17 protein-coding genes and 1 tRNA gene are annotated in these 23715 nt (G+C 70.4%); 11 read left to right on the top strand and 7 right to left on the bottom strand.

Features of this window, described 5'->3' with window-relative positions; all coding sequences use genetic code 11:
• Positions 1-82 precede the first annotated feature (82 nt).
• The 10 genes from SCAB_RS05870 to SCAB_RS05825 all read left to right on the top strand — a co-directional run bounded on the left by SCAB_RS05870 (position 83) and on the right by SCAB_RS05825 (position 11951).
• Complete coding sequence (locus SCAB_RS05870; protein ID WP_012999128.1) at positions 83-1039, top strand: dioxygenase family protein; 957 nt, start codon at positions 83-85, stop codon at positions 1037-1039.
• The gene (locus SCAB_RS05865) at positions 1039-2106 is read left to right on the top strand and encodes a maleylacetate reductase (RefSeq protein WP_041668914.1); all 1068 of its coding nucleotides are present in this window, start codon (positions 1039-1041) and stop codon (positions 2104-2106) included. The genes SCAB_RS05870 and SCAB_RS05865 overlap by 1 nt, the downstream gene beginning before the upstream one ends.
• A gap of 276 nt (positions 2107-2382) precedes the next feature.
• On the top strand, positions 2383-2634 hold the full coding sequence (gene fxsA, locus SCAB_RS05860; RefSeq protein WP_012999126.1) for an FxSxx-COOH cyclophane-containing RiPP peptide: 252 nt from the start codon (positions 2383-2385) through the stop codon (positions 2632-2634).
• A complete protein-coding gene (locus SCAB_RS05855) occupies positions 2631-3869 on the top strand; it encodes an FxsB family cyclophane-forming radical SAM/SPASM peptide maturase (protein ID WP_046773643.1) in 1239 nt (412 codons plus the stop codon). The genes fxsA and SCAB_RS05855 overlap by 4 nt, the downstream gene beginning before the upstream one ends.
• Positions 3870-4196: 327 nt before the next feature.
• Entirely contained in the window at positions 4197-5534 is a 1338-nt protein-coding gene (locus tag SCAB_RS05850; RefSeq protein WP_012999124.1) for a TIR-like protein FxsC, read from the top strand.
• On the top strand, positions 5524-9543 hold the full coding sequence (fxsT, locus tag SCAB_RS05845) for an FxSxx-COOH system tetratricopeptide repeat protein (RefSeq protein WP_012999123.1): 4020 nt from the start codon (positions 5524-5526) through the stop codon (positions 9541-9543). The genes SCAB_RS05850 and fxsT overlap by 11 nt, the downstream gene beginning before the upstream one ends.
• A gap of 457 nt (positions 9544-10000) precedes the next feature.
• On the top strand, positions 10001-10216 hold the full coding sequence (locus tag SCAB_RS05840; protein WP_060905933.1) for a hypothetical protein: 216 nt from the start codon (positions 10001-10003) through the stop codon (positions 10214-10216).
• Positions 10217-10367: 151 nt separating this feature from the next.
• The gene (locus tag SCAB_RS05835; protein WP_037725394.1) at positions 10368-10580 is read left to right on the top strand and encodes a hypothetical protein; all 213 of its coding nucleotides are present in this window, start codon (positions 10368-10370) and stop codon (positions 10578-10580) included.
• The gene (locus SCAB_RS05830) at positions 10580-11830 is read left to right on the top strand and encodes an FxsB family cyclophane-forming radical SAM/SPASM peptide maturase (protein ID WP_049875654.1); all 1251 of its coding nucleotides are present in this window, start codon (positions 10580-10582) and stop codon (positions 11828-11830) included. The genes SCAB_RS05835 and SCAB_RS05830 overlap by 1 nt, the downstream gene beginning before the upstream one ends.
• Before the next feature lie 47 nt (positions 11831-11877).
• Positions 11878-11951 (top strand) — tRNA-Pro (locus tag SCAB_RS05825).
• 87 nt (positions 11952-12038) lie between these two features.
• Here the strand turns inward: SCAB_RS05825 and SCAB_RS05820 are convergent.
• The 7 genes from SCAB_RS05820 to SCAB_RS05790 all read right to left on the bottom strand — a co-directional run bounded on the left by SCAB_RS05820 (position 12039) and on the right by SCAB_RS05790 (position 21672).
• On the bottom strand, positions 12039-14063 hold the full coding sequence (locus tag SCAB_RS05820; protein WP_049875839.1) for an alpha-galactosidase: 2025 nt from the start codon (positions 14061-14063) through the stop codon (positions 12039-12041).
• Between the two features lie 300 nt (positions 14064-14363).
• Positions 14364-14936, bottom strand: a complete 573-nt coding sequence (locus SCAB_RS05815) for a peptidase inhibitor family I36 protein (protein ID WP_012999120.1) — start codon at positions 14934-14936, stop codon at positions 14364-14366.
• A gap of 202 nt (positions 14937-15138) precedes the next feature.
• Positions 15139-16140 carry a glycoside hydrolase family 43 protein gene (locus SCAB_RS05810; RefSeq protein WP_041670402.1) on the bottom strand — a complete coding sequence of 334 codons (1002 nt, stop codon included), beginning with the start codon at positions 16138-16140 and terminating at the stop codon, positions 15139-15141.
• Between the two features lie 5 nt (positions 16141-16145).
• Complete coding sequence (locus SCAB_RS05805) at positions 16146-16565, bottom strand: MarR family winged helix-turn-helix transcriptional regulator (protein ID WP_041670399.1); 420 nt, start codon at positions 16563-16565, stop codon at positions 16146-16148.
• A gap of 291 nt (positions 16566-16856) precedes the next feature.
• On the bottom strand, positions 16857-19076 hold the full coding sequence (locus SCAB_RS05800; protein WP_012999117.1) for an NADP-dependent isocitrate dehydrogenase: 2220 nt from the start codon (positions 19074-19076) through the stop codon (positions 16857-16859).
• A gap of 230 nt (positions 19077-19306) precedes the next feature.
• Positions 19307-20389: a mechanosensitive ion channel family protein gene (locus tag SCAB_RS05795; protein WP_012999116.1), complete on the bottom strand. Its 1083-nt coding sequence runs from the start codon at positions 20387-20389 to the stop codon at positions 19307-19309.
• A gap of 314 nt (positions 20390-20703) precedes the next feature.
• Complete coding sequence (locus SCAB_RS05790) at positions 20704-21672, bottom strand: lysylphosphatidylglycerol synthase transmembrane domain-containing protein (protein WP_041668912.1); 969 nt, start codon at positions 21670-21672, stop codon at positions 20704-20706.
• A 147-nt stretch (positions 21673-21819) separates the two neighbouring features.
• On the opposite strand from SCAB_RS05790, the gene SCAB_RS05785 reads away from it, so the two are divergent.
• Positions 21820-23712 (top strand): ABC transporter ATP-binding protein, encoded by a 1893-nt coding sequence (locus tag SCAB_RS05785; protein WP_012999114.1) that lies wholly within the window; start codon positions 21820-21822, stop codon positions 23710-23712.
• Positions 23713-23715 lie beyond the last annotated feature (3 nt).

Genomic DNA, 23715 nt, shown 5'->3' with positions numbered 1-23715 from the left:
CGTGGCGTGCGCGTTCCGTGTCGGGGAGACAGCTGTCGGCGCCGCCGTGGCGGAGCCGCGTGAACAGTCGTAGGAGTAGGGCATGAGCACCGAATTCACCACCCGGATCACCGAGGCGGTCGTCGACAGCTTCGAGGGCACTGCGGACCCGCGTCTGCGGGAACTGCTCGCCGCCCTCACCCGTCACCTCCATGCCTTCGTCCGCGAGGTCGAGCCCACGATGGCCGAGTGGGAACAGGCGATCGCGTATCTGACGGCGACCGGGCGGGCCTGCACGGACACCCGGCAGGAGTTCGTCCTGCTGTCGGACGTCCTCGGCGTCTCGATGCTGGTCGAGACGATCAACAGCGAGGGGCGCGACGGACGGGACGAGCTCCTGGAGAAGGAGGAAGAGCAGGAGAAGGAGGCGGAGGGGGGCGGCGGCGTGACCGAGTCGACGGTCCTCGGCCCGTTCCACATGACCGAGTCCCCGGTCCGGGAACTGGGCGCGGACATCGACCTGGTCGGCGGCGGGGAGCCGTGCGTGATCAGCGGGCGGGTGCTGTCGAGGGACGGTGCCCCGCTGCCCGGCGCCGTCCTCGACGTCTGGCAGGCGGACGCCGAGGGCTACTACGACGTGCAGCAGCCCGACGTCCAGCCGCCGGGCAACGGCCGCGGACTGTTCACGGCGGACGCCGAGGGCCGCTTCTGGTTCCGCACCTGCGTACCCAGTCCGTACCCCATCCCCACGGACGGTCCGGTCGGCGACCTCCTGCGGGCCACCTCCCGGCACCCCTACCGCCCGGCCCACATCCACTTCATCGCCTCGGCGGAGGGACACACCCCGGTCACCACCCACATCTTCGTGGCCGGCAGCGACCACCTCGACTCGGACGCGGTCTTCGCCGTCAAGGAGAGCCTCGTCCAGGACTTCACGGAGACCGACGACCCGGCGCTGGCCCGGCGGTTCGGCATTCCGAACCCGTTCCGCCACGCCCGGTTCGACCTCGTCCTCGGCACGCGGGAGACTCCTCGCTCCGACAACTCGGGTCGTGCGTGATGGAGTTCGCGTACGAGGCACAGCCCATGCGGGTCGTCATGCGCCCCGGCGCCGCGGTGACAGCGGTGGCCGGGGAGGCCGAACGGCTCGGGCTGCGGCGGCTGTTGGTGGTGTGCGGCCCGAGGGGCTCGGAGACGGCCCGCGCGGTCGCCGACTCGCTGCGCGGCGCCCGCGCCGGACTGTTCACCGAGGCCCGCCAGCACGTGCCGGTGGAGGTGGCCGACCTGGCGGTGCGGGCGGCGCGGGACGTGGACGCGGACGGCTGTGTGGCCGTCGGCGGCGGTTCGGCGATCGGACTGGGCAAGGCGATCGCGCTCCGCACCGAACTGCCGCTGATCGCCGTGCCGTCGACGTACTCGGGCTCGGAGATGACCCCGGTCTGGGGCCTGACCGAGAGCGGCGCCAAACGCACCGGCCGGGCCGCGTCGGTCCTGCCGCGCAGTGTCGTCTACGACGCCGAACTCACCCTCTCCCTGCCCGTGCCCCTCTCCGTGACCAGCGGCGTCAACGCGCTCGCCCACGCCGTGGAGGCCCTGTACGCGCCGGACGCCTCGCCCCTGGTGTCGCTGACGGCACAGGAGGGCGCCCGTGCCATGGCCGAGGCACTTCCCGCGGTGGCGGCCGCCCCCGGGGACCTGGCGGCGCGCGGCCGGGCCCTCTACGGCGCCTGGCTCTGCGGCACCGCGCTCGGCGCGACCACCATGGGGCTGCACCACAAGCTCTGCCACGTCCTCGGCGGCACCTTCGGCCTCCCGCACGCAGAGACCCACACCGTCGTCCTGCCGTACGTCGTCGCCTACAACGCCCCGGCCGCGCCCGACGCCATGACCGCGCTGGGCCGCGCCCTGGACGCCGACGACCCCGGCCGGGCCCTGTGGGACCTGACGGGCAGCCTCGGGGCTCCCCGTTCCCTGGCCGAACTCGGCCTGGCCGAGGCCGACCTGGAGCGAGCGGCGGCCGAGGTGACGGCACAGGCGTACCCCAACCCCCGCGAGGTCGGCGCGGCGGACGCCCTGGCGATCCTGCGCGCGGCGCACGAGGGCACCCGGCCGCCGGTCTGGTCCTGACCCGCCTTTCCGACGCGACATGTACCGCACCAGCCCTTGGGGGCTGCCGGGGCGACGGTGACGGAGCTGCGAGCGATGCGTTCGCAATGGCTGCACTCCGTTTTCCGGATAGGTGCGGCATTCCTCGGAATACCCTGCCGAAGCGCTGCCCTCCTGTAGGGAAATTCGGCCACGGTGGCGAAGAAGGAGGGGAGAGGAGTCCTCTACCGCCACGGCCCGTGTATGCGTCAACGGGTGCCAACTGTTCTGTGGACGTGCGAAGAGCACTGACAGAGCATGGACAGGGAATACATCCGGGCGGGGCGGCTCTTCCGCGCCCATCGGCTCTCAGGGAGGCAGCAAGGCATGGACGCGCCTCGGAACAGCCAGAACCGCACGCCGCTGGTGGACATCTCCGAAGTGTCACCCGGGCGATTGGAAGCGGTGGCCGGCAAGGACACGGTGCTGGGGCATGCCGTGCGACGCCACCTACACGAGCGAGGCAACTCGTCGAGGACGACGGATGTCGTCTTCGAGAGCGCACTGTGACGACCAGGGAAGCCGGGGCCAGGGGTCTATCCGCCACTCCCTTTCGGCAATTCCTGCTGAAAATACACAGTTTGTGCAATCTGTCCTGCGACTACTGCTATGTATATTTCGCTGCCGACCAGAGCTGGCGCAGACGTCCAGCGGTCATGGATCTCGAAACCGTGCGGCAGGCGGCGGTCCGGATCGTCGAACACGCTCGGGAGCACCGGCTTTCCACGGTGCGCATCATCCTCCATGGCGGCGAGCCATTGCTCGTGGGCAAGGCCCACCTCGGTCGTATGCTCACGGTCGTCGCCGAGCATCTCGCCGGTACGGTCGAGGCTTTGGTCTCGATGCAGTCGAACGGCATCCTCCTCGACGAGGAGTGGCTGGCCCTGTTGGGTGCGCACGGTGTCGGTGTGTCGGTCAGCCTCGACGGCTCGCGTGCGGCGCACGACCGGCATCGCCGCCATGCGAACGGCCGCCCCAGCCACGCCCGGGTCGCCGAGGCGCTGCGTCTGCTGAACAGCCCTCGGCACAGAGAGCGGTACGTGGGGATCCTGTGCACTCTGGACCTCGCCAATGATCCCGTCGAAACGTACGAGTCGCTGCTGGAGTTCTCGCCACCGCGCGTCGACTTTCTTCTGCCGCACGGAACCTGGCTGCATCCGCCACCCGGACTGGAGCACCGCGAGGTGCCACCGGAGCGGCCCCCGACCGCCGTGCCGCCGAACGAGCCGACACCGTACGCCCTTTGGCTCACCGCCGCGTTCGACCGCTGGTTCGACGCACCGCAGAAGGAGACGGGGGTCCGGATGTTCGAGGAGATCGTCTCCGGGGTGCTCGGCGACGTGGTGAACGCCGAGGGGCTCGGCACCGAGCCTGTGGATCTCGTGGTGGTGGAGACCGATGGGACGATGGAGCACTCCGATTCCCTGAAGGTCGTCGCGGAGGGCGCGCCCGAGACCGGCCTCGATGTCTTCCGGCACTCCTTCTCGGACGCGTTGGGGACCGAGGTGCTGCGGCGCAGACAGGCAGGACTCGACGGGCTCAGCCGGACATGCCGCGACTGTGGCCTGGTGCAGGTCTGCGGTGGCGGCCTGTTCACCCATCGCAGCCACCCCTCGACGGGATTCGTCACCCCTTCCGTCTACTGCTACGACCTGTGGGCCTTGATCGACCATGTCCGTTCCAGAGTGCACACCGCGATGGCGCGGGCGGCCGGGAAGCCGGTGCGACGCGTGCGGGGCTCGTGAGCCGGAGTGTGACTCGGGGCGCACGGTCAACGCCCGTGCCCCGCTGCGCCACGGCATGAGGGAAGCAGGGGGAGTGGACCGGGAGAACGGGGGAAGCATGCATTCGGGCCCTACCGAGAGGGGCCCGCCGGGCCGGGCGGCGGTATCGTCGTCTGTCTCGGCACGACTCAACCAAGGCTATGGCTGAGGGGTACCGGTTGGGGGGTGAGGAGGTGTGGGAGGCGTCCGAACCGCGTGCACTTCCGCCGGTGTCGGCCACCTTCCGAGACGTGAGAATCCATCCGCCCCGTAACAGGAACCTCGCGAGCGTGGCACGGCGGGGGCTCCTTGGAACCGTACTTCTTTCTGAGTTACACGCGCAAGCGCGGACCCCTTGTCCTCGTCAAGCGCTTTTACGACGACCTGTGCGCAGAATTGCGCCAGGAACTCCTACGATTACACAAGGGCAATGCCGTGCCGTTCGGCCGCCCGTTTCTCGACGTACAGTCCATTCAGGTGGGGCAGGACTGGAATGCGGCGCTCTGCAACGCGCTCGGTCACTGCCGTACCATGCTGGCCCTCTACAGTCCAGAGTATTTCAGAAGCGACTACTGCGGTCGCGAATGGAAGGCATTCGAGGACCGTCAGCGCCGTCACAGAGAGGTGACGGGAGCGGATGCGAAGGCTCTCATCCCGGTCCTGTGGGAGCCGGTGCGGCAAGTTCCGGCAGGCGCGGCCCACATTCAGTACGACAACCTCGACTTCGGCGAGAACTACGCCCGATGGGGCCTGCGCCGCATCCTGATCGCGGACCCGGGCGGCGACGAGTACCGCCGCATCGTGAACCTCATCGCGCATCAGATCCTCGTCGCCGCCGAGCATTTCCGCATATTGCCGGCCAACGGGCTGGACATCACCGGACCGGAGTCCGCCGGTCCTTTTCCGTCCGCCGCCGAACGTGCGGAGCCGGGCAGTCACGCACTCCTGCTCGTAGCCGCCCGCACCTCGGCGAGCGCTCACCCCGAGTCGACGGACCCGGGGTGCCACGGGGACAGTCCCGTCGACTGGAACCCCTACCACGCCGACTCACCGGAACCGCTGGCCACGAGAGCGAGCCTGCTCCTGGAGGAACGTGGATTCACGGTACGGACCGAGATCGTGTCGGATCTCCTGGGCGTCACCCTGGACCAGGCTCGCGGACAGGGCCAGGTCGCGGTCCTCCTGGTGGAGGCCTCGGCGGCCTCGGACGAGTCGTTCGTAAGCGCGCTGCGCGCCTACGACCGGAGCAACCATCCGGGCAGCGCGGCCATAGTGCCCTGCGATCCGGAACAGGCGGGTGACGGAGCCAAGGGAAAGGCCTACTGGGCGACGGTCCGGGACGTGCTCCCCTACAACTGGGCGAAGGGAGCCGGGGATCCCCTGCCGTTGCTCCAACCGGGGATCGCGGCGGATCAGTTCGACGGCACTCTCCACGCGGTGGTCGCCAAGGCGCAGAACCATTTGATCTCATTCCTGGAGACCCTCAGGACCAACTCCCTGGAGACGCCCCGGATCACAACCGCCCCTCTGCCTGTGCTGAGCACCGCCGCCGCGCCGCACGGCCTACCCGGACTCGCGCCACCGATCGCCACCCGCCTCTCCTCCCCCCTGATGCCCTATGCGAAGGAGCAGGAAGATGACCCATGACGAGCGTGGCCGGGGCACCATCATCACCTTTTACTCCTTCAAAGGCGGTACGGGCCGCACCATGGCGCTGGTGAACACCGCCTGGATCCTCGCCAGCAACGGCCTGCGTGTCCTCGTCGTGGACTGGGACCTGGAAGCCCCAGGACTGCACACCTATCTCCAGCCTCTGCTCGCCGACCCCGAACTCACCGAGAGCGCCGGTGTCATCGAGATGGTCAGCGACTTCGCCCAGCATGCCGTGGCACCGCTGGTGGGCTCCGGTGCGGCCGGGCCACCCCCACAGGGCGAACGTGGTCTGCCGGAGGGACCGGACCACCGGGAGCGCGCCCGTGTCGACCGGTACGCCGTCGGCACGGAACTGAGGCTGCCACCGGGCGGAAAGCTGGACCTGCTGCCGGCCGGGGTGCAGGATCCCGACACCTATGCGGTCAAGGTCAGCACTTTCGACTGGGGCACGTTCTACCGTATGGGCGGGGCCGACTTCCTCACCGCACTCCGTGACGACATGGCCGCGCGCTACGACTACGTACTGATCGACAGCCGGACGGGCCTCAGCGACACGGCCAGCATCTGCACGGTCGTGATGCCGGACATCGTGGTCGACTGCTTCACTCTCAGCCGGCAGGGCGTCGACGGCGCCGCCCATGTGGCTCGTTCGATCCGACGCATCGCCCACACCCAGCGCGACATCCGTATCGTCCCCGTCCCCATGCGCGTCGAGGACGCCGGCCGTGACCGGCTGGAGGCCGGTCGCTACCAGGCGCGCAACCGATTCGCCCCGTTCCTGGACTGGCTGCCGCCCGAGGAACTGGACCAGTACTGGAGCAGTGTCGAAATCCCGTACAAACCCAGCTACGCGTACGAGGAGATCCCCGCCACCGTCGGCGAGCGCCGACAGGACGGCACGCTGCTGTCTGCTTTCGAACGACTGACCGCCCGTCTGACGGACAATCGGGTGACCCGGCTGAACAACATGCCGGAGCCGTACCGTCGGACGCTGCGCGCGGAGTACGAGCGGACCTCCCCGATCATGCGCAAGGACTTCTACGTCAGCTACGCCGCGACCGACCGGCTGTGGGCCGACTGGACCGTCGCGGTGCTGCGGGCGGCCGGCTACGAGGCGACGCTCGCCCCGGTCGAGGCGGATGACGACATGGCCGCCCCGGCCGTCCCGACGGGCCTCGACCGCACGCTGGCCGGCGAGGGTCGCATGGTCGTACTGCTCTCCCCGCAGTACACGGCTCTGCCCCAGGCACGCGAGATCTGGCAGCGAACCAGCCGCCGGGACCCCTCCGGGCAGATCGGTATGGTCGTCGCCCTCCGCGTCGACGACTCAGCACCCTCGGCCGAGTTCGCATCCCTTTCGGCGGTCAGCCTTACGGGTGTCACCGCCGAGGAGGCCGTGGCCCGGCTGCTCACCACCGTCGACCGCGCCGGATCGGTCGAACCGGGGACCCGCCCCGCCGCCGTCGGCCTGGCCGTGGCGGCCCGGCTCCCCGGCACTCCACCGCAGGTCATCGGCGGGCGACCGCAGCGCAACGTCGTCTTCACCGGCCGTCGAACACTGATCGAACGGCTCCGTGACAGTCTGCTCTCCGGCACCACCGCCGTGCTGCCGCAGGCGCTCTACGGGCTGGGCGGCGTGGGCAAGACGCAGCTCGCGCTCGAGTACGCGTACCGCTTCGAGTCGGACTACGATCTCGTCTGGTGGATCAACGCCGCGGAGCCGACGCAGATCCGCCAGGACCTGAACACGCTGGCCGGGCATCTCGGTGTGCCCCTTGGTGGCAAGGACTTGACGGCCGTATGCAACGAGGTTCTGGACAAGCTGCGTCGCGGCACCCCCCACGCGCGTTGGCTGCTCGTGTACGACAACGCCGAGAAGCCGGCCGACCTGGACGGTCTGGTTCCGGTCAGTGGCCCCGGTCACCACATCCTCATCACCTCGCGGAACCCCGCCTGGGCCGAACGTGCCGCGCGCATCGAGGTGGACCTCTTCACCCGTGAGGAGAGCGTCGCGCTGCTGCGCCGCTACAACCAATCACTCGAATCGGCGGAAGCCGCTCGGGTGGCCGAGGAACTCGGGGACTTCCCGCTGGCCGTGAGCCTCGCCGCCGCTTCGCTCCAGGAGTCGGCGATGCCCGTGGACACCTATGTGGAGATGCTCCGTACTCAGATGACCGACATCCTGCGCAGCCAGTCTGCCCCCGATTATCCGACGTCGGCAGCCGCCAGCTGGTCACTCGATCGACTGAAGACCCGTACACCCGCCGCGGCCGTGCTGCTCCAGCTGTGTGCGTTCTTCGGACCGGATCCGATCCCGCGGGACATGCTCAACAGCCGCCCCGCACTCGAACTGCTCGAAGGGCACGACCCCAGCCTCTCCGACCCCCTGCTGATGAGCAGGCTCTACGGAGAGGTCGTCCGCAACGGGCTCGCCCAGGTCGACCAGCGGACCGACACGCTGACCCTGCATCGCCTGATCCAGCGTGTGCTCCGGGACCAGCTCTCTCCCGAGGAGCAGGTCGCCATGCGGGACCGGGCCCAGGCCGTCCTGGGGCAGGCCAACCCCAAGGACCCCGACGAGTCCGACAACTGGCGGCGGTACGCCACCTTGCTTCCGCACCTGTGGCCGACGAGGGCGCAGGAGAGCGACAACCTTCCGGTCCGGCAGTGGATCTGCGACACCGTGCGCTACCTGTGGCGCAGCGGCGACGCCGACACCGCCAACAGCACCGCCGAACGTGTCCTGGACAGTTGGCTGCCGCGCTTCGGCGAGGACGACGCGCACGTACTACGACTGCGCACCGAGCTGGGCAACGCACTGCGCGACCAAGGGCGTCTGCCCGAGGCGTACGACGTGACCCGCGACGTCCATGAGCGGGCCGCCCGGGTTCTCGGACCGGATCACCCCTACACCCTCGGCGCTGCCATGAGCCTCGGCTCGGACCTTCGCAGCGTCGGCCGGTACGCCGACGCCATGGCCAGTGACAGGGAGACCCTGCGGCGGACACGGCGGCTCCTGGGCGACGGACACGCGCGCACCCTCGCCGCTGCGGGCAACCTCGCAGTGTCCGAGTTCCTGTTCGGCGACCGGCAGGCAGCCCGTGAGACCAACCGGGAGATCCTCAAGCAGCGCAGGGAGATCTTCGGCCCCGATCAGCGAGCCACGCTCAACTCCGCCACGAACTACGCACGTGACCTGCGGGCCGCCGGGGCACTGCACGAGGCACTGAAGCTGCTGCAGGACACGCTGAAGCGCAGTCGGCGCGCGCTGGGACCCGACCATCTGATCACCTTCCGCGCCTCCCTCGGCGTCGCCGTCCTGCACCGTCGGCTCGGAGAGTACGAGGAGGCGTACAGGCTGACCAGCGACACCTTGCAGCAGGCGACCAAACAGCTGGGGGCCGACCATCACGACACCCTCGCCATCGCGACGAATCTCAGCGCCGACCTCTACGACCGAGGAGAGTCGGTCCGAGGCCGTGAACTGGCGAAGGACACCCTCGACCACTATGAGCGTCGGTTCGGCCCGGACCATGTCTTCACCCTGACCTGCGCCAACAACCTGGCTGTGCTCCATCGTCTGACCGGAGAGCCCGAGACCGCGCTCGACATGTCCACCCGCACCACCGACCGATTCCGCCGACTGCTCGGGCCCCAGCACCCCTACACCCTCACCTCCATGCTCAACCACGCGACCGATCTGGCGGAGAACGGCGACCACCGCCGGGCAGTGACGGTGGCCCGTGCGGCGTACGAGGGCCTCAAGGACGTGCTCGGCCCCGATCACTATCTCTCCATCGCGGCAGCCTCGAACCTGGCGGTCGAACTCCGCCAGGACACCTCGGGCGAGTCCGCGTCGGCGCACGCGGAAGCCGACCGGCTCCACGACGATGCGGAGCGGCGCGCCAGGGAGAGCAAGGAACTCGGCGGTGACCATCCGCTGACGCGAGCCGTCACCCGTTGGCAGGCCATCGACGCGGACATCGAGCCGCCGGTCACTTGAGGGCGGGCGACGAGGCCCCGTGATCGGATGGTCCGGGGCCTCGTCCGGCCTCAGGGCCTCGTCGCGCCCGCGATGCCCGCCGTGCCATGACGATCTCGGCGTCCACCGGCGGATGGCGGCGCTCGTGGGTCCCGTCCGCCGAACCGTACTGCCCGCCGGGGCCGACGATCTCAACTCCCCTGGTCCGTTGGCCCGGACCCGAGGGGGAGGTCGCACCATTCCCGGATGCCCCCACCCTGTGGGGCGACGCAGAGGTACCGCGTACACGGGAGCCGCTCGTGCCACTGGCGACAGCCCTGCGAGCCTTGACCGACACCGCAGGGCACGGTGCGCAGGCGGCCCGGCCGAACTGACCGGCTCCTCCGCCCCCTTGGGCGACACAGTTGAGGGAAAATCGCTCCTCGGCCCTGAACACAAGTCAGTGGCAGACGCGTCGGAGACCAGGACAACGAGCACCGTGGCCGTCTTCGCCTCGCGTTCCGGCATGTCCGTCGGTGCGCCGTTCTCGCACGCCGGCGAGACGGACGAGCCCTACAGTGGGGCTCTGCAACCTGCCGCACAGAACCCGGACATGCGCCACCCGACCCACGAGGCGGTGGACAGCGGGGTGCGGTTGAATGCGGACGTCGAACACCCTTCACCCTCTGATCCAGCGGCGGTCAAGCACGCGTGACCTCAGCCCACTTCGGTGCGGCACCTGCGTCTAGCGATTTGTATGTGTTCCTGTCGTTACGTCCGGATCCGCTGCTACTCTCCGCACACCGTTGCGGGTACGTCCCGCTCAACGAAAGCTACTTGTTGCCGAGTTCGCCCCAAGGAGCGTCATGTCGTCGTACCTGTCCTCTCCGGACATGTCCGTGGGCCATGCCCATTCCTGCGTCGGCACTGTGAGACATGCCGAGGCCCGTTCCCGCGGCGTCGCCGAGAACAGCGTCCTGGGACATGTGCTGCGCCGCATCAGGCAGGAGGAGACGCATCCGGACGCCACCTACCCGGCCGAGTTCGAATCCTCCCTGCCGAGCGAAGCGCGGATGTGATGACCCCCGCGCCGGGCCACCAGCCCCAGGCGTATTTGCGGCAGTTCGTCCTCAAGGTGCACAGCCGCTGCAACCTGGACTGCGACTACTGCTACGTGTACCACTCCGCCGACACCAGCTGGCGCGACAAGCCGCGTCTGATGGACGCGGCGGTGGCCGAGCGGGTGGCCGGGCGCATCGCCGAGCATGCCACGGCCCATGACCTGCCGGACGTCGGGATCGTGCTGCACGGCGGGGAGCCGTTGCTCCTGGGGGCGCGGCGGCTGGAGGAACTGCTCGGGATCCTCGGGCGGTGCCTGGCGAAGGCGGGGGTGCCCGTCCGCTTCTCGGCGCAGACCAACGGGGTGCTGCTCACCCCGGACATCCTGGACGTGCTCCTGCGGCACCGGGTGGATGTCAGCGTCAGCCTCGACGGCACCCGGGCGGGCCATGACCGGCACCGGGTCTTCCCCGGGGGCGAGGGCAGCCACCGGCGGGTGGCGCAAGGGCTCGACCGGTTGCGCGCGGACCCGTACCGCCCCCTGTACGCGGGCCTGTTGTGCACGATCGACCTGGCCGACGACCCCGTGGACACCTACGAGGCCCTGCTGGCCGCACACCCCCCGCGTGTCGACCTCCTGCTGCCGCACGGCACGTGGGACGCCCCGCCTCCCGGACTCGCGGACCGGCGCGGGCGGATTCCCGTCGCTCCGCCGGTGTCCGGCCATGGCGTGACGACCCCGCGGGACGGCACCCCGTACGCCGACTGGCTGCGACGCCTCTTCGACCGCTGGTACGACGCCCCCGTACGGGAGACGGGCGTCCGGCTCTTCGAGGAGCTGATGGCGGGAGTCCTCGCAGGGTCGATGCGCACCGAGTCGGTGGGGCTGGCCCCGGCGACGCTGGCGGTGATCGAGACCGACGGCAGCATCGAGCAGTCCGACTCCCTCAAGGTCGCCTACGAGGGCGCGCCGGTGACGGGGCTCGACGTCTTCCGCAACAGCCTCGACGACGTCCTCGACCAGCCGCAGATCCGTCAACGCCAGTCCGGAGCCTCCGGGTTGGGGCCGGTGTGCGGACGCTGCCCGGTGCTCGCGGTGTGCGGGGGCGGGCTGTTCGCCCACCGGTACGCCTCCGGGAGAGGCTTTCGCAACCCCTCCGTCTACTGCGCCGACCTGGCCGCGCTGACCCTGCACATCCGCGACCGCCTCCGGGCCGACCTGGGCGGGACCTCGCTCGTCCTGCCCGAACTGGACGCCAGGGGTACGTAGGGTAGGGTTTGCCTGCGCGTTCACAGTCGGCACCGTGGACCGCGCGACGGGACGTGGCGCAGCTTGGTAGCGCACTTGACTGGGGGTCAAGGGGTCGCAGGTTCAAATCCTGTCGTCCCGACATCGCAACAGGGCTTCGAGCCCGGTTCAGGGCCTGCCCCACTTCGGTGGGGCAGGCCCTTCGGCGTCCGCCGACGCCCCCGACGACCTACGGTGCCGCGCGCAACCGGAGCAGGACCGCGGTGTCGGGGCGGGGCAGCAGGACGGTGAGAGCCGCTTCGGCCGCGTCCCACCGGGCGCTCACCTCGGACGGGCCGGAGTGGAGTACCTCCGGTTCGACGTGAACGCCACGCAGGTGGGGCACGACGAGTGTGCGGTCGCCGCTCGCGGAGCCTCTGCGCCACACCGCCACGAACGTGGACCCGCGGCCGCGGAGCCCGTGCGCGATCCAGGTGTCGTCCCAGGCGGGCAGGCCCAGCGGCCAGAAGGGGTGCGCCCGCGCGACCTCCGGCCGGATGTCCTTGTACACGCGGATCGCCGAGCGTACGAGGGCGGCCTGCTCGTCGGTCATGAGGTTGAGGAAGCCCGAGAGGTGCACCCGGCCGAGCAGCGCCCCGGTGAGGGTGAAGGCGATCTCGTCGAGGGTCTGACCCGGCTGGGGGTAGGCCCAGACGGCGGCCTGTTCGGGTGCCGCCGCCGTGGCGGCAGCGGCGGCGATGGGCGGGTACCGCAGAAAGTCCTGCTGGTCGCTGGTGGACTGCACCTGCGCCACCGCCAGCTGGGCGTAGTCCATGCGCAGACCGCCCGACCCGCAGTTCTCCAGGACCAGGCCGGGGTGGCGGTCCAGGAGCGAGGCCATCCAGGCGAGGTGGGCGCGATGGTGTCCGAGCAGGCCGGCTCCCGGGCTCTCCTGTCCGTTCTCCGTGCCCGGGCCGATGTTGATGTTGTAGTCGAGCTTCAGATACCCCACCCCCCACTCGCCGACCAGCCGGTCCACGACCGTGTCGAGATGCCCCCGGGCGGCCGGGTGGCGCAGGTCCAGGTGGTGCCGTCCGTGTTCGGTGACGCGCAGGCCGCCGCGACGGAAGAACGCCTCGGGCGGCAGACTGCGGGCCAGGGGACTGCGTACGCCGACGACTTCGGGTTCGAGCCAGAGTCCCGGGGTCATGCCGTGCGCCCTGATGGCGTCCAGGACCTCCGGCAGCCCGCCCGGGAAACGGCGGGTTGCCGGCTCCCACGCGCCGACAGCGTCCCACCAGCCCTGCGCGTCGTCGTACCAGCCCGCGTCGATCACGAACACCTCGGCACCGGCCTCGGCCGCCGCCTCGATCAACGGCATGAGCCGTTCGGTGGTGGGGTCTCCCATCAGGGTGTTCATGTAGTCGTTGTAGATCACCGGCAGCGTGCGGAGGTCGGGATGGTCACGGCGCATGCCCCGGCGGTAGTCCGTGAGTTCACCGAAGGCCGCGTCCAGTCCGCCGGTCTCCGCGTGGACCAGGACGGCGGGGACGGTGCGGAACTCCTGGCCGGGCGCCAGGGTGTGGTGCCACTGGTGGTGCGCGTCGTCGGGGCCGAACAGGGCCACGTACGCCGCGCCCTCGCGCTCCCCGGTCTCGAAGCGCCAGCCCGCGCTGGACTCGATCTGCCACAGCCAGGCACGGCCGGTCCCGTCGGTGAGGCCGGCCACGGGCAGATGGCGGCCGGTGGACCAACTCCCCTGTGAGTACCGCTCGAAGCAGCCCCGGCCCTCGTGGCCGTGCGCGGCCCGGGAGAGCGGGACCACCCGGGCGCGGAAGGCGTCCTGCCGCCACCGGCATTCGGCGAGCCAGTCGTTGTCCGCCCAGTGCAGGGTGAGCCCGTCGAGACCGCCGTCCGAGTCCACCACACCGCCGAGGGTCACCGTGGAGACGCTCTCCAGCCTCAGTGCCGTGCGGCCCTCGTTGGCCAGACGGACCTGGGAGCGCAGGTGACCGCTGCCCGGCCGTGTCTCCAGGGTGACGTCGGCGGCGAGGCCGGTCGCGGCGTCCGCCAGCCGGATCGTCGTACGCTCCCGTCCCTCGTCCCGCACCGTCTCGTGCCCGCGGTAGGTGAGGCGTTCACCGATGGCCGTCTCGATGAAGCGCTCTCCCGACCACACGCGTCCGTGACCGGTGGCGGTGACCTCGACCAGGGGCACCAGGCAGGCCCAGTCCTGGCCCGGCCTGCCCAGCCGAACCGCCCCGGTGGCGTCCATGACGGCGTACAGGCCGGACTCCGGATGCGACCAGACCCGAGACCTCTCGGCTGCTTCGACGACAGTGGCCAACGCCGTTCCCCTTCCGGGATGTTCGGGTCGTGCGGTGGTCCCGGTGAGGCTGATCCGTGTGGTGACCGCTCGTGATCCTCGCACTGTTGTGACCGGTCACACAAGGTCCGGCCGTCCCGGACCCGCCTTCGACGCCGAAGGGCTGACGTCCTCCCGCGCACGCGGCGCGCGAAGGGGCGGCACCTCCGGAGGTGCCGCCCCTCACGTGCGTGGCTCGGAGTCCGGCCGTCAGGCGGCTACCGAACTCGCCCAGTCGTTGTAGGCGCCGAGGTTGGAGCTGTAGGTGTTGGGGCTGATGGAGATCTGCCCACCGCGGCCCCCCTCGTCACGGGCCAGCCAGCCCCACTGGCTGGAACCCTGGTTGTTGCGCCACGAGGACGTCTGGTCGTTGAAGCCGTACTCGTTGAGGTTGTGCCAGTAGTAGTCGCTGAAGATCAGCCGGCGTCCGCCCCCGTTGGCGTGCTCGTACAGGCACAGCCAGCCGCTCGCGCAGGCCGGTGTGGCCTGGATCTGAGCCGCGTTCTTGCCCTTCATCAGAGGGTCTTCGGCGCGGGAGTAGCCCAGCACCCGGTCGGCTTCCTCGTGGGTCTTGAAGCAGCGCACGGACGTCTTGGAGTACACCACGCAACTCTCCGCGGAGCCCCAGCCGTCCTGCTTCAGGTTGATCTTCTGCTGTCCGAGGGCGGCCACGGCGCCGCCCACCGACGACTCGGAGCCGGCCGCCGACGACGCCGGTGCCGTGAACAGCACGCCGGTCGCCGCGATCGCGGTGGCGAATAAGATCGAGCTGACTTTCTTCACTTGTTCCCCCTTGCACGGTTCTGCAGGCCGGTCCTGCCGTCGTCCCCCTTGGTGCGTCGACTCCGGCGAGGCCCGTCCTTGGTCATGGCCATGTCTATGGGGTCGCTTTCGGAGGGTCAAGACGTTGCGCACCCGATCATGACTTTTGGCTCAAAAGCCGCAGACGCCCGTTATGGCCCCGTACGGCTCGCGCCGCCCCGGCTCAGCCGCCCCCGTCGAGGTCGGCGCGGCGGCGCAGCACGCTCAGTTCGTCGCCGTCCAGCCGCATCTCGTAGAGCTTGCCGCGGGCGTTCTCGAAGGGGCGGTGGAGGATCATCATCAGGCGGCCCTCGAAGGTGTGGAACAGCATGCCGTGGCCGCTGTCCTCGCGGACCAGGGGCCGTCGCTGGGTCCACGGTCCCTCTATCTCCCCGGACCGGGAGACCGCGTAGGTCTGCACATAGCCGCCGCTGACGGTGCCGTCGTCGCCGGCCGTGTTCTTCTCGTACGTGGACCACAGCATGAGCAGGGCCCCGTCGGGAGTCCGGTGCAGCTGAGGGCCGTCGGTGATGTAGGGAGCGAGCTGGTGCGGTACTCCGCCGGGGATCTGCTCCGTGAGCCAGAACGCGTCCGAGGCCTTGAACAGGAAGACCGGATCCCCGATCGTGCGGGTCAGGTCCGGAGCCAGCCGGACGGCCTCCATGGTGCCGTCGACGGTCTGCAGCCACTCGTGCGCGTACACCATCCAGGGCTGCCCGGACCGGTCGGTGCAGAGGGTGCCGTCGAGGGTCATGAGGTGCTCGGGCGGGGTCGGGCGGCTGGGATCCACGACGGCGAACGGGCCCAGCAGGGAGTCGGACACCGCGGTGATCGTGCCGCGCATGTGGTTCGGGAGCGGGAAAGGTGTGCCCCACCGGTTCGCCGGAGGCACCACGAGTGGCTTGTTCTCGTCGTGCAGCGTGGTGAACAGGTAGTACCTCCCGTCCCACGCGTGAACCTCCGGCGCCCACGCCCCTTCCGTCGCCCAGATCCCCTGCTGATCGGCGGTCCGGAAGACCACGACGGGGCGCGTCCACTCCCGCAGGTCGGTACTGCGGTAGACCATCGTGCCGACGCCGTCCACGCCGGAGACCGCCGGTTCGTTGGACGTGTAGAGGTGGTACGTGCGGGTCGCCCCGTCGGCGACCACGAACGGATCGTGCAGGGGCATCCCGGGAAGCCGCATGCCGGTCACGTCCGGCCGACGTTGGCCGTGAGCAGCCGCAGCACCTGCTTGGCCGCGGTGCGCTGTTCGGGAGTGAGCCCCATGGCCTCGCCCATGTCCACCGGCACGGTCCGGGCCCGCTCCTGGAGCCGGCCGCCGGCCTCCGAGAGGCGGATGGCCACGGAGCGCTCGTCGTCCGTACGGCGCTCGCGGCGCAGCAGCCCACCGGCCTCCAGTCGCTTCAGGAGCGGGGAGAGGGTGCTCGACTCCAGCTGGAGGGCGGCGCCCAGGTCACGTACGGAGATCGAGTCCTGTTCCCAGAGCACGAGCATGACCAGGTACTGCGGATAGGTCAGCCCCAGTTCCTCCAGCAGCGGCCGGTACCGGGCCGTGACCGCGCGCGAGGCCGCGTACAGGGCGAAACAGAGCTGGTCGTCCAGGAGCAGACCGCTCCCGGGTGCCGGGGCCGGATCCTGGGCCGTTCCGGCCGTGCCCACGATGTCGCCGACTGCGCTCACGGTGTCGCTCCTCCGCCGTGCTCTCTGTATGACGATCGCCCACCCTACCTTCAAGATCTCGCAACCATGTCGTGCACGACTCGGTCGTGCACGAAGGATCGGGCGATGCCGCCCCGCGGCCCGAACGCCTGGCACAGCAGAGCCGCCCCCGGCCGGGAAGGGTCCCGGCCGGGGGCGGCGGTGTGCGGGCGCGCGGGCCCGCACAGGTGCGAGGTCGGCTCAGGCGAAGTTCGCCAGCGCCTCGTTCCAGGTGGCCGACGGACGCATGACCGCGGCGGCCTTGGCCGGGTCGGGCTGGTAGTAGCCGCCGATGTCGGCCGGCTTGCCCTGGACGGCGATCAGCTCGTCCACGATCTTCTGCTCGTTCGCCGTGAGGATCTCGGCGAGCGGGGCGAAGACCTTGGCCAGGTCGGTGTCGTCGGTCTGGGCGGCCAGCTCCTGGGCCCAGTACAGGGACAGGAAGAAGTGGCTGCCGCGGTTGTCGATGCCGCCGACGCGACGCGAGGGGGACTTGTCCTCGTTGAGGAAGGTCGCCGTCGCGCGGTCCAGGGTGTCGGCGAGCACCTTGGCCCTGGTGTTGCCGGTGGCCGTCGCGTACTGCTCCAGGGACGGGACCAGCGCGAAGAACTCACCGAGGGAGTCCCAGCGCAGGTAGTCCTCCTTGACCAGCTGCTGGACGTGCTTCGGGGCGGAGCCGCCGGCGCCCGTCTCGAAGAGGCCGCCGCCCGCCATCAGCGGGACGACCGACAGCATCTTGGCGCTGGTGCCCAGCTCCAGGATCGGGAACAGGTCGGTGAGGTAGTCACGCAGCACGTTGCCGGTCACCGAGATGGTGTTCTCGCCGCGGCGGATGCGCTCCACCGACAGCTTGGTGGCCTCGACCGGGGCGAGGACGCGGATGTCCAGGCCGTCGGTGTCGTGCTCCGCCAGGTACGCCTCGACCTTGGCGATCAGGTTGGCGTCGTGCGCGCGGGTCTCGTCCAGCCAGAACACCGCCGGGTCGCCGGTGGCGCGGGCGCGGGCGACGGCCAGCTTCACCCAGTCGCGGATCGGGTCGTCCTTGGTCTGGCAGGCGCGGAAGATGTCACCGGCGGAGACCGTCTGCTCGATCACCACGTTGCCGGCCCGGTCGACGAGGCGGACCGTGCCGGTGGTGGGGATCTCGAAGGTCTTGTCGTGGGAGCCGTACTCCTCGGCCTTCTGCGCCATGAGGCCGACGTTCGGGACGGAGCCCATGGTCGACGGGTCGTAGGCGCCGTTGGCGCGGCAGTCGTCGACGACGACCTGGTAGACACCGGAGTACGAGGAGTCCGGGAGCACCGCGAGGGTGTCGGCCTCGGCGCCGTCCGGGCCCCACATGTGGCCGGAGGTGCGGATCATGGCCGGCATCGAGGCGTCGACGATGACGTCGGACGGCACGTGCAGGTTGGTGATGCCCTTGTCGGAGTCGACCATCGCCAGCGCCGGGCCCTCGGCCAGTTCGGCGTCGAAGGCGGCCTTGATCTCGGCACCCTCCGGCAGGGCCTCCAGGCCCTTGAAGATGCCGCCCAGACCGTCGTTCGGGGAGAGGCCGGCCGCGGCCAGTGTCTCGCCGTACCGCGCGAAGGTGTTCGGGAAGAAGGCGCGCACGACGTGACCGAAGACGATCGGGTCGGAGACCTTCATCATCGTGGCCTTGAGGTGCACGGAGAACAGCACGCCCTCGGCCTTGGCGCGGGCGACCTGCGCGGTCAGGAACTCGCGCAGCGCGGCGACCCGCATCACGGAGGCGTCGACGACCTCGCCCGCGAGGACGGGTACGGACTCGCGCAGCACGGTGGTGGAGCCGTCGTCGCCGACCAGCTCGATCCTGAGCGAACCGGCCTCGGAGATCACCGCGGACTTCTCGGTGGAGCGGAAGTCGTTCTCGCCCATGGTCGCGACGTTCGTCTTCGAGTCGGCGGACCAGGCGCCCATGCGGTGCGGGTGGGTCTTGGCGTAGTTCTTGACCGAGGCGGGGGCGCGGCGGTCGGAGTTGCCCTCACGCAGGACCGGGTTCACGGCGGAACCCTTGATCTTGTCGTAGCGGGCGCGGATCTCGCGCTCCTCGTCGGACTTCGGGTCGTCCGGGTAGTCCGGCAGCGCGTAGCCCTGGCTCTGCAGCTCCGCGACGGCGGCCTTGAGCTGGGGGATCGACGCCGAGATGTTCGGCAGCTTGATGATGTTCGCCGCGGGCGTCTTCGCCAGTTCGCCCAGCTCGGAGAGGGCGTCCGGGATGCGCTGCCCCTCCTGGAGGTACTCCGGGAAGACGGCGATGATGCGTCCGGCCAGCGAGATGTCACGGGTCTCGACGGAGACACCGGCCTGCGAGGCGTACGCCTTGATCACGGGCAGGAACGAGTGGGTCGCCAGGGCGGGCGCCTCGTCAGTGTGCGTGTAGATGATGGTCGAGTCAGTCACCGGGTGCTCCGCTCCACGTCTGCAACATTGCTCGACATCAAGATATCTCGTGCGGGGGGCCTGCTCGACAGGGGCCGGGGTGTGGGGACCGCCACGGGGGTGTGCTGTCGGCGTGCGTCGTCGGGTGCGGGCCCGGTGGGGCTTCTCGCGCAGTTCCCCGCGCCCCTGAGAAGCAGGGGCCGCGCCCCGTGCTTTTCCACCCCCACCCACCCGCACCCGAGATCCAACCCCTACGGCACCACGTCGACGGCAGGCCCCCGCTGATGCGGGATCTCCACGCCCCCGGCCCCCGTCTGGAGCGTGATCGCCCGCCGTGGCACCGGCACGCTGATCCCCTCCGCCCGGTACCGCTTGTGCAGCCGCTTGATGAACTCGTGCTTGATCCGGAACTGGTCGCTGAACTCCCCGACCCCGAGGATCACCGTCATCCCGATCCGCGAGTCGCCGAAGGTGTGGAAGCGCACGGCGGGCTCGTGGTCGGGGACCGCGCCCTCGACCTCCTTCATGGTCTCGGCGATGACCTCGTTGGTGACCCGCTCGACGTGCTCCAGGTCGCTGTCGTAGCCGACGCCCACCTGCACCAGCAGGGTCATGTCCTGCTCGGGCTGGTTGAAGTTGGTCATGTTGGTGCCGGCGAGCTGGCCGTTGGGGATGATCACCAGGTTGTTGGAGAGCGACTTGATCGTCGTCTGGCGCCAGTTGATGTCGACGACATAGCCCTCCTCACCGCTGCTCAGCTTGATGTAGTCACCCGGCTGGACCGTCTTCGAGGCGAGGATGTGGATGCCCGCGAAGAGGTTGGCGAGGGTGTCCTGGAGGGCCAGTGCCACCGCGAGACCGCCGACACCGAGAGCGGTGACCAGCGGGGCGATCGGGATGCCCAGCGTCTGGAGGATCACCAGACAGCCGATGGCGAGCACCGTGACCCGGGTGATGTTCACGAAGATCGTGACCGAGCCGGCGACCCCGGCCCGGGACTGGGCGAGGGTGCGCACCAGACCGGCGATCACCCGTGCCGACGTGATCGTCGCGACGAGGATGAACAGCACCGTCAGGGACTGGTTCACGTTGTGCTGCACGGTCCGCGTCAGCGGCAGCACCGCCGCCGCGGCCGCCGCGCCGCCGACGAACGTGCCCCACGGCACCAGCGACCGCAGCGTGTCGACGATGACGTCGTCACCGCCCCAGCGGGTCTTCGTCGCGTGGCCGCCGAGCCAGCGCAGCAGCAGCCGCAGCAGGAACGCGGCCAGCAAGGCCGCGATCAGGGTGATCCCGGCCACGAGGTAGTCGTCGAGGGTGAGGGCCCGGGTCATCGGTCGCCTCCCGGGGGACGCGAGGAGCGGCTGCGGGGCCGTATGCCGGTTCCCGTGGGCCGTATGTGATGTGTCGTCACCTTGCCACCTGCTCGAATTCGAGATGCACGATCAGCGCCTGCCCGGACGTGCGTACGACGCCGGGCGCGATCGCTCATCCTGCCGTATCCGCACGGCTGATCGGCACCGGACCTGCGCGGATCGGCCGACGGCGGGCCCCGCGTCCGCTGGATTGTCCGGATGTGCACCGCGGTACGGCGGCCTCCCCCTGCCGCCCCTCCTGCCGGATCTGTGCGGGGGTGTCCCATCCGGCGTCAGATCACCTTCAGCCGGACCAGCGCGCCGAGCGTCAACGCGCCCGGCAGCAGCGGCAGCCAGACCGTGATGATCCGGAACGCCAGCACCACCGCGGCCGCCATCGCCACCGGACCACCCGCCGCCACCAGGGCGACCACGAGCGCGGCCTCCACCGAGCCGAGACCGCCCGGGGTCGGTACGAGGGCCACCGCGACCGTGGCGGCGAGATAGGCGAGCGCCATGTGCGCCACCGGGACGTCCAGCCCCAACGCCAGCCCCACGGCGACCAGTACGCCCGCCTGGAGAGCCGGGAACGCCAGCGACCCGCTCCACAGCGCCAGCACCCGGACCGGCCGTGCGTGGATCGAGCGTGCCTCGCCGAGCGCCGTGCGCACGAAACGGAACACGGCCGTACGCAGCCGTCGGACGAGCAGGACCAGCGCCACGGCGGCACTCGCGGTGACGACGGCGCCGACCAGCAGGGGAGTCGACGTGCCGTCAGGGAGCAGCGGCCCCAGCCGCAGGGCCCGCGGGAACGCGAGCAGCAGGGCCAGCAGCAGACCGACACGGGCGACGGACTCGGCGAGCAGATACAGGGCGAGCGCCGCCGACGAGCGGGGCAGCGACACCCCGCACACCGTCATGAACCGCAGGTTCACCGCGCTCGCGCCCAGCCCGGTCGGCAGCAGATGGTTCGCCGCGCCCGCCGCGAACTGGGTGGCCGGCAGGCGTCCCGCGGGCAGCCGTTCGACGAGCGCGCCCTGCCGGGTCACCGCCGCCGCGACCCAGGTCAGACAGGTCGCACCGAGCGCCACGGTCAGCCAGGGCCACCGTGCGGTCGCGAGCCGGTCGAACCCCTCGGCGAGGACGGAGCGATGGCGCAGGGCCACCACGAGCACCAGGACCAGGGGAACCGGCCAGAGGATCCGCCGCACCGGAACCCGCCCGGCGAGCCGTCGCGAGAGGGGGAGTCGTATCGCTGTCACACTCGCAGAGGTTCTCCGCGCAGGACCAACACCGGGTTGCGCACGCACGGACGGCGGCCGACCGGTGGGGGACCAGTGACCCGAGGTCACCCGCGCCCACACCTTGACCTCAAGTCCGGTCGAGGTCCTAGCGTCCTCCCCATGAGTATGGAGACCACCGCCTGGACCCAGCTGCAGGGCATGATGACCGCCCAGCGGCACACCCGCCCCTTCGCCCGCGCGACACTACGGCGTATCGGCGCCTTCGCCCGCCCACATCGTCGCCGTATCGCGTGGTTCGTCCTCCTCGGTGTCGTGACCGCGCTGCTCGCCGTGGCGACGCCGGTGCTCGCGGGGAACGTCGTGGACGTGATCGTGTCGGGCGGGGACGAGGCACATGTCGTCCGCCTTGCCGTGCTCATCGCCCTCATCGCGGTCGCCGAGGCGGCGCTCGGCCTGCTCGGCCGACGCCTGTCCGCGACGCTCGGCGAGGGACTCATCCTCGATCTGCGGACCGCCGTCTTCGATCATGTGCAGCGCATGCCGGTCGCGTTCTTCACACGTACTCGTACGGGAGCGCTCGTCAGTCGTCTCAACAACGACGTCATCGGCGCCCAACGGGCCTTCAGCAACACGCTGTCCGGAGTGGTGAGCAACGTCGTCACCCTGCTGCTCACCCTCGCCGTCATGCTCACGCTCTCCTGGCAGATCACCCTGCTCTCGCTCGTCCTGCTGCCGGTCTTCGTGGTCCCCGCCCGGCGCATGGGCCGCCGGATGGCCCGGCTCCAGCGGGAGGCCGCCGACCTCAACGCGGCGATGGGCACCCGGATGACCGAGCGCTTCTCGGCACCCGGCGCCACCCTCGTCAAGCTGTTCGGACGGCCCGACGACGAGTCCGCCGAGTTCGCCGAACGCGCCGCCCGGGTGCGGGACATCGGCATCCGTACGGCGATGGCGCAGTCGGCGTTCATCACCGCCCTCACCCTCGTCTCGGCCCTCGCGCTCGCCCTGGTGTACGGCCTCGGCGGCTGGTTCGCGCTGCGCGGCACCCTGGACGCGGGCGCGATCGTGTCCCTGGCGCTGCTGCTGACCCGGCTGTACGCGCCCCTGACCGCGCTGGCCGGGGCACGCGTCGAGGTCATGAGCGCCCTGGTGAGCTTCGAGCGCGTCTTCGAGGTACTGGACCTCAAGCCGCTCATCGAGGAGAAGCCCGACGCCCGCGAGGTCCCCGACGGCCCGGTGGCCGTGGAGTTCGACGACGTCCGCTTCGGCTACCCGTCCGCCGACAAGGTCTCCCTCGCCTCCCTGGAGGAGGTGGCGTCCCTCGACAGCCGAGGCGGCGCCGAGGTCCTGCACGGCATCTCCTTCCGCGCCGAACCCGGTCAGACCGTCGCGCTCGTCGGCTCCTCCGGCGCCGGCAAGTCGACCGTCGCCCAGCTGCTGCCCCGGCTGTACGACACGGACGCGGGGGCCGTGCGCGTCGGCGGCGTCGACGTGCGCGACCTCAGCGCGGCAGCACTGCGCGCCACCCTCGGCATGGTCACCCAGGACGGCCACCTCTTCCACGACACCGTCCGCGCCAACCTGCTCCTCGCCCGCCCCGACGCCACCGACGACGACCTGTGGGAGGTGCTGCGCCGGGCCCGTCTCGACGACCTCGTCCGCTCCCTGCCCGACGCCCTCGACACCGTCGTCGGTGAACGCGGCTACAGGCTCTCCGGCGGCGAACGCCAGCGCATGACGATCGCCCGGCTGCTCCTGGCCCGCCAGCGCGTGGTCATCCTCGACGAGGCCACCGCCCACCTCGACAACACCTCGGAGGCCGCCGTCCAGGAGGCACTGGCCGAGGCGCTGGAGGGCAGGACGGCCCTGGTCATCGCGCACCGCCTGTCCACGGTGCGCACCGCCGACCAGATCCTCGTCGTCGAGGCGGGCCGGATCGTGGAACGCGGGCGCCACGAGGAGCTGCTGGCGGCGGGGGGACGGTACGCGGAGCTGTACCGGACGCAGTTCGAGAAGACGGCGGACTCCGACGAGCAGGCGCCGGTCGGCGTCGCGTAGCCG

It is taken from the genome of Streptomyces scabiei 87.22, assembly GCF_000091305.1.
Taxonomy (GTDB): Bacteria; Actinomycetota; Actinomycetes; order Streptomycetales; family Streptomycetaceae; genus Streptomyces; species Streptomyces scabiei.
Note: the sequence above shows the minus strand (reverse complement) of the source record. Positions and strands in the feature narration are given on the sequence as shown.

Coding starts and splice junctions, on each gene's coding strand:
- SCAB_RS05870 (WP_012999128.1), top strand. CDS start 83: ATGAGCACCGAATTCACCACCCGGATCACCGAGGCGGTCGTCGACAGC.
- SCAB_RS05865 (WP_041668914.1), top strand. CDS start 1,039: ATGGAGTTCGCGTACGAGGCACAGCCCATGCGGGTCGTCATGCGCCCC.
- fxsA (WP_012999126.1), top strand. CDS start 2,383: ATGGACAGGGAATACATCCGGGCGGGGCGGCTCTTCCGCGCCCATCGG.
- fxsT (WP_012999123.1), top strand. CDS start 5,524: ATGACCCATGACGAGCGTGGCCGGGGCACCATCATCACCTTTTACTCC.
- SCAB_RS05835 (WP_037725394.1), top strand. CDS start 10,368: ATGTCGTCGTACCTGTCCTCTCCGGACATGTCCGTGGGCCATGCCCAT.
- SCAB_RS05830 (WP_049875654.1), top strand. CDS start 10,580: ATGACCCCCGCGCCGGGCCACCAGCCCCAGGCGTATTTGCGGCAGTTC.
- SCAB_RS05820 (WP_049875839.1), bottom strand. CDS start 14,063: ATGGACGCCACCGGGGCGGTTCGGCTGGGCAGGCCGGGCCAGGACTGG.
- SCAB_RS05810 (WP_041670402.1), bottom strand. CDS start 16,140: ATGCGGCTTCCCGGGATGCCCCTGCACGATCCGTTCGTGGTCGCCGAC.
- SCAB_RS05795 (WP_012999116.1), bottom strand. CDS start 20,389: ATGACCCGGGCCCTCACCCTCGACGACTACCTCGTGGCCGGGATCACC.
- SCAB_RS05785 (WP_012999114.1), top strand. CDS start 21,820: ATGGAGACCACCGCCTGGACCCAGCTGCAGGGCATGATGACCGCCCAG.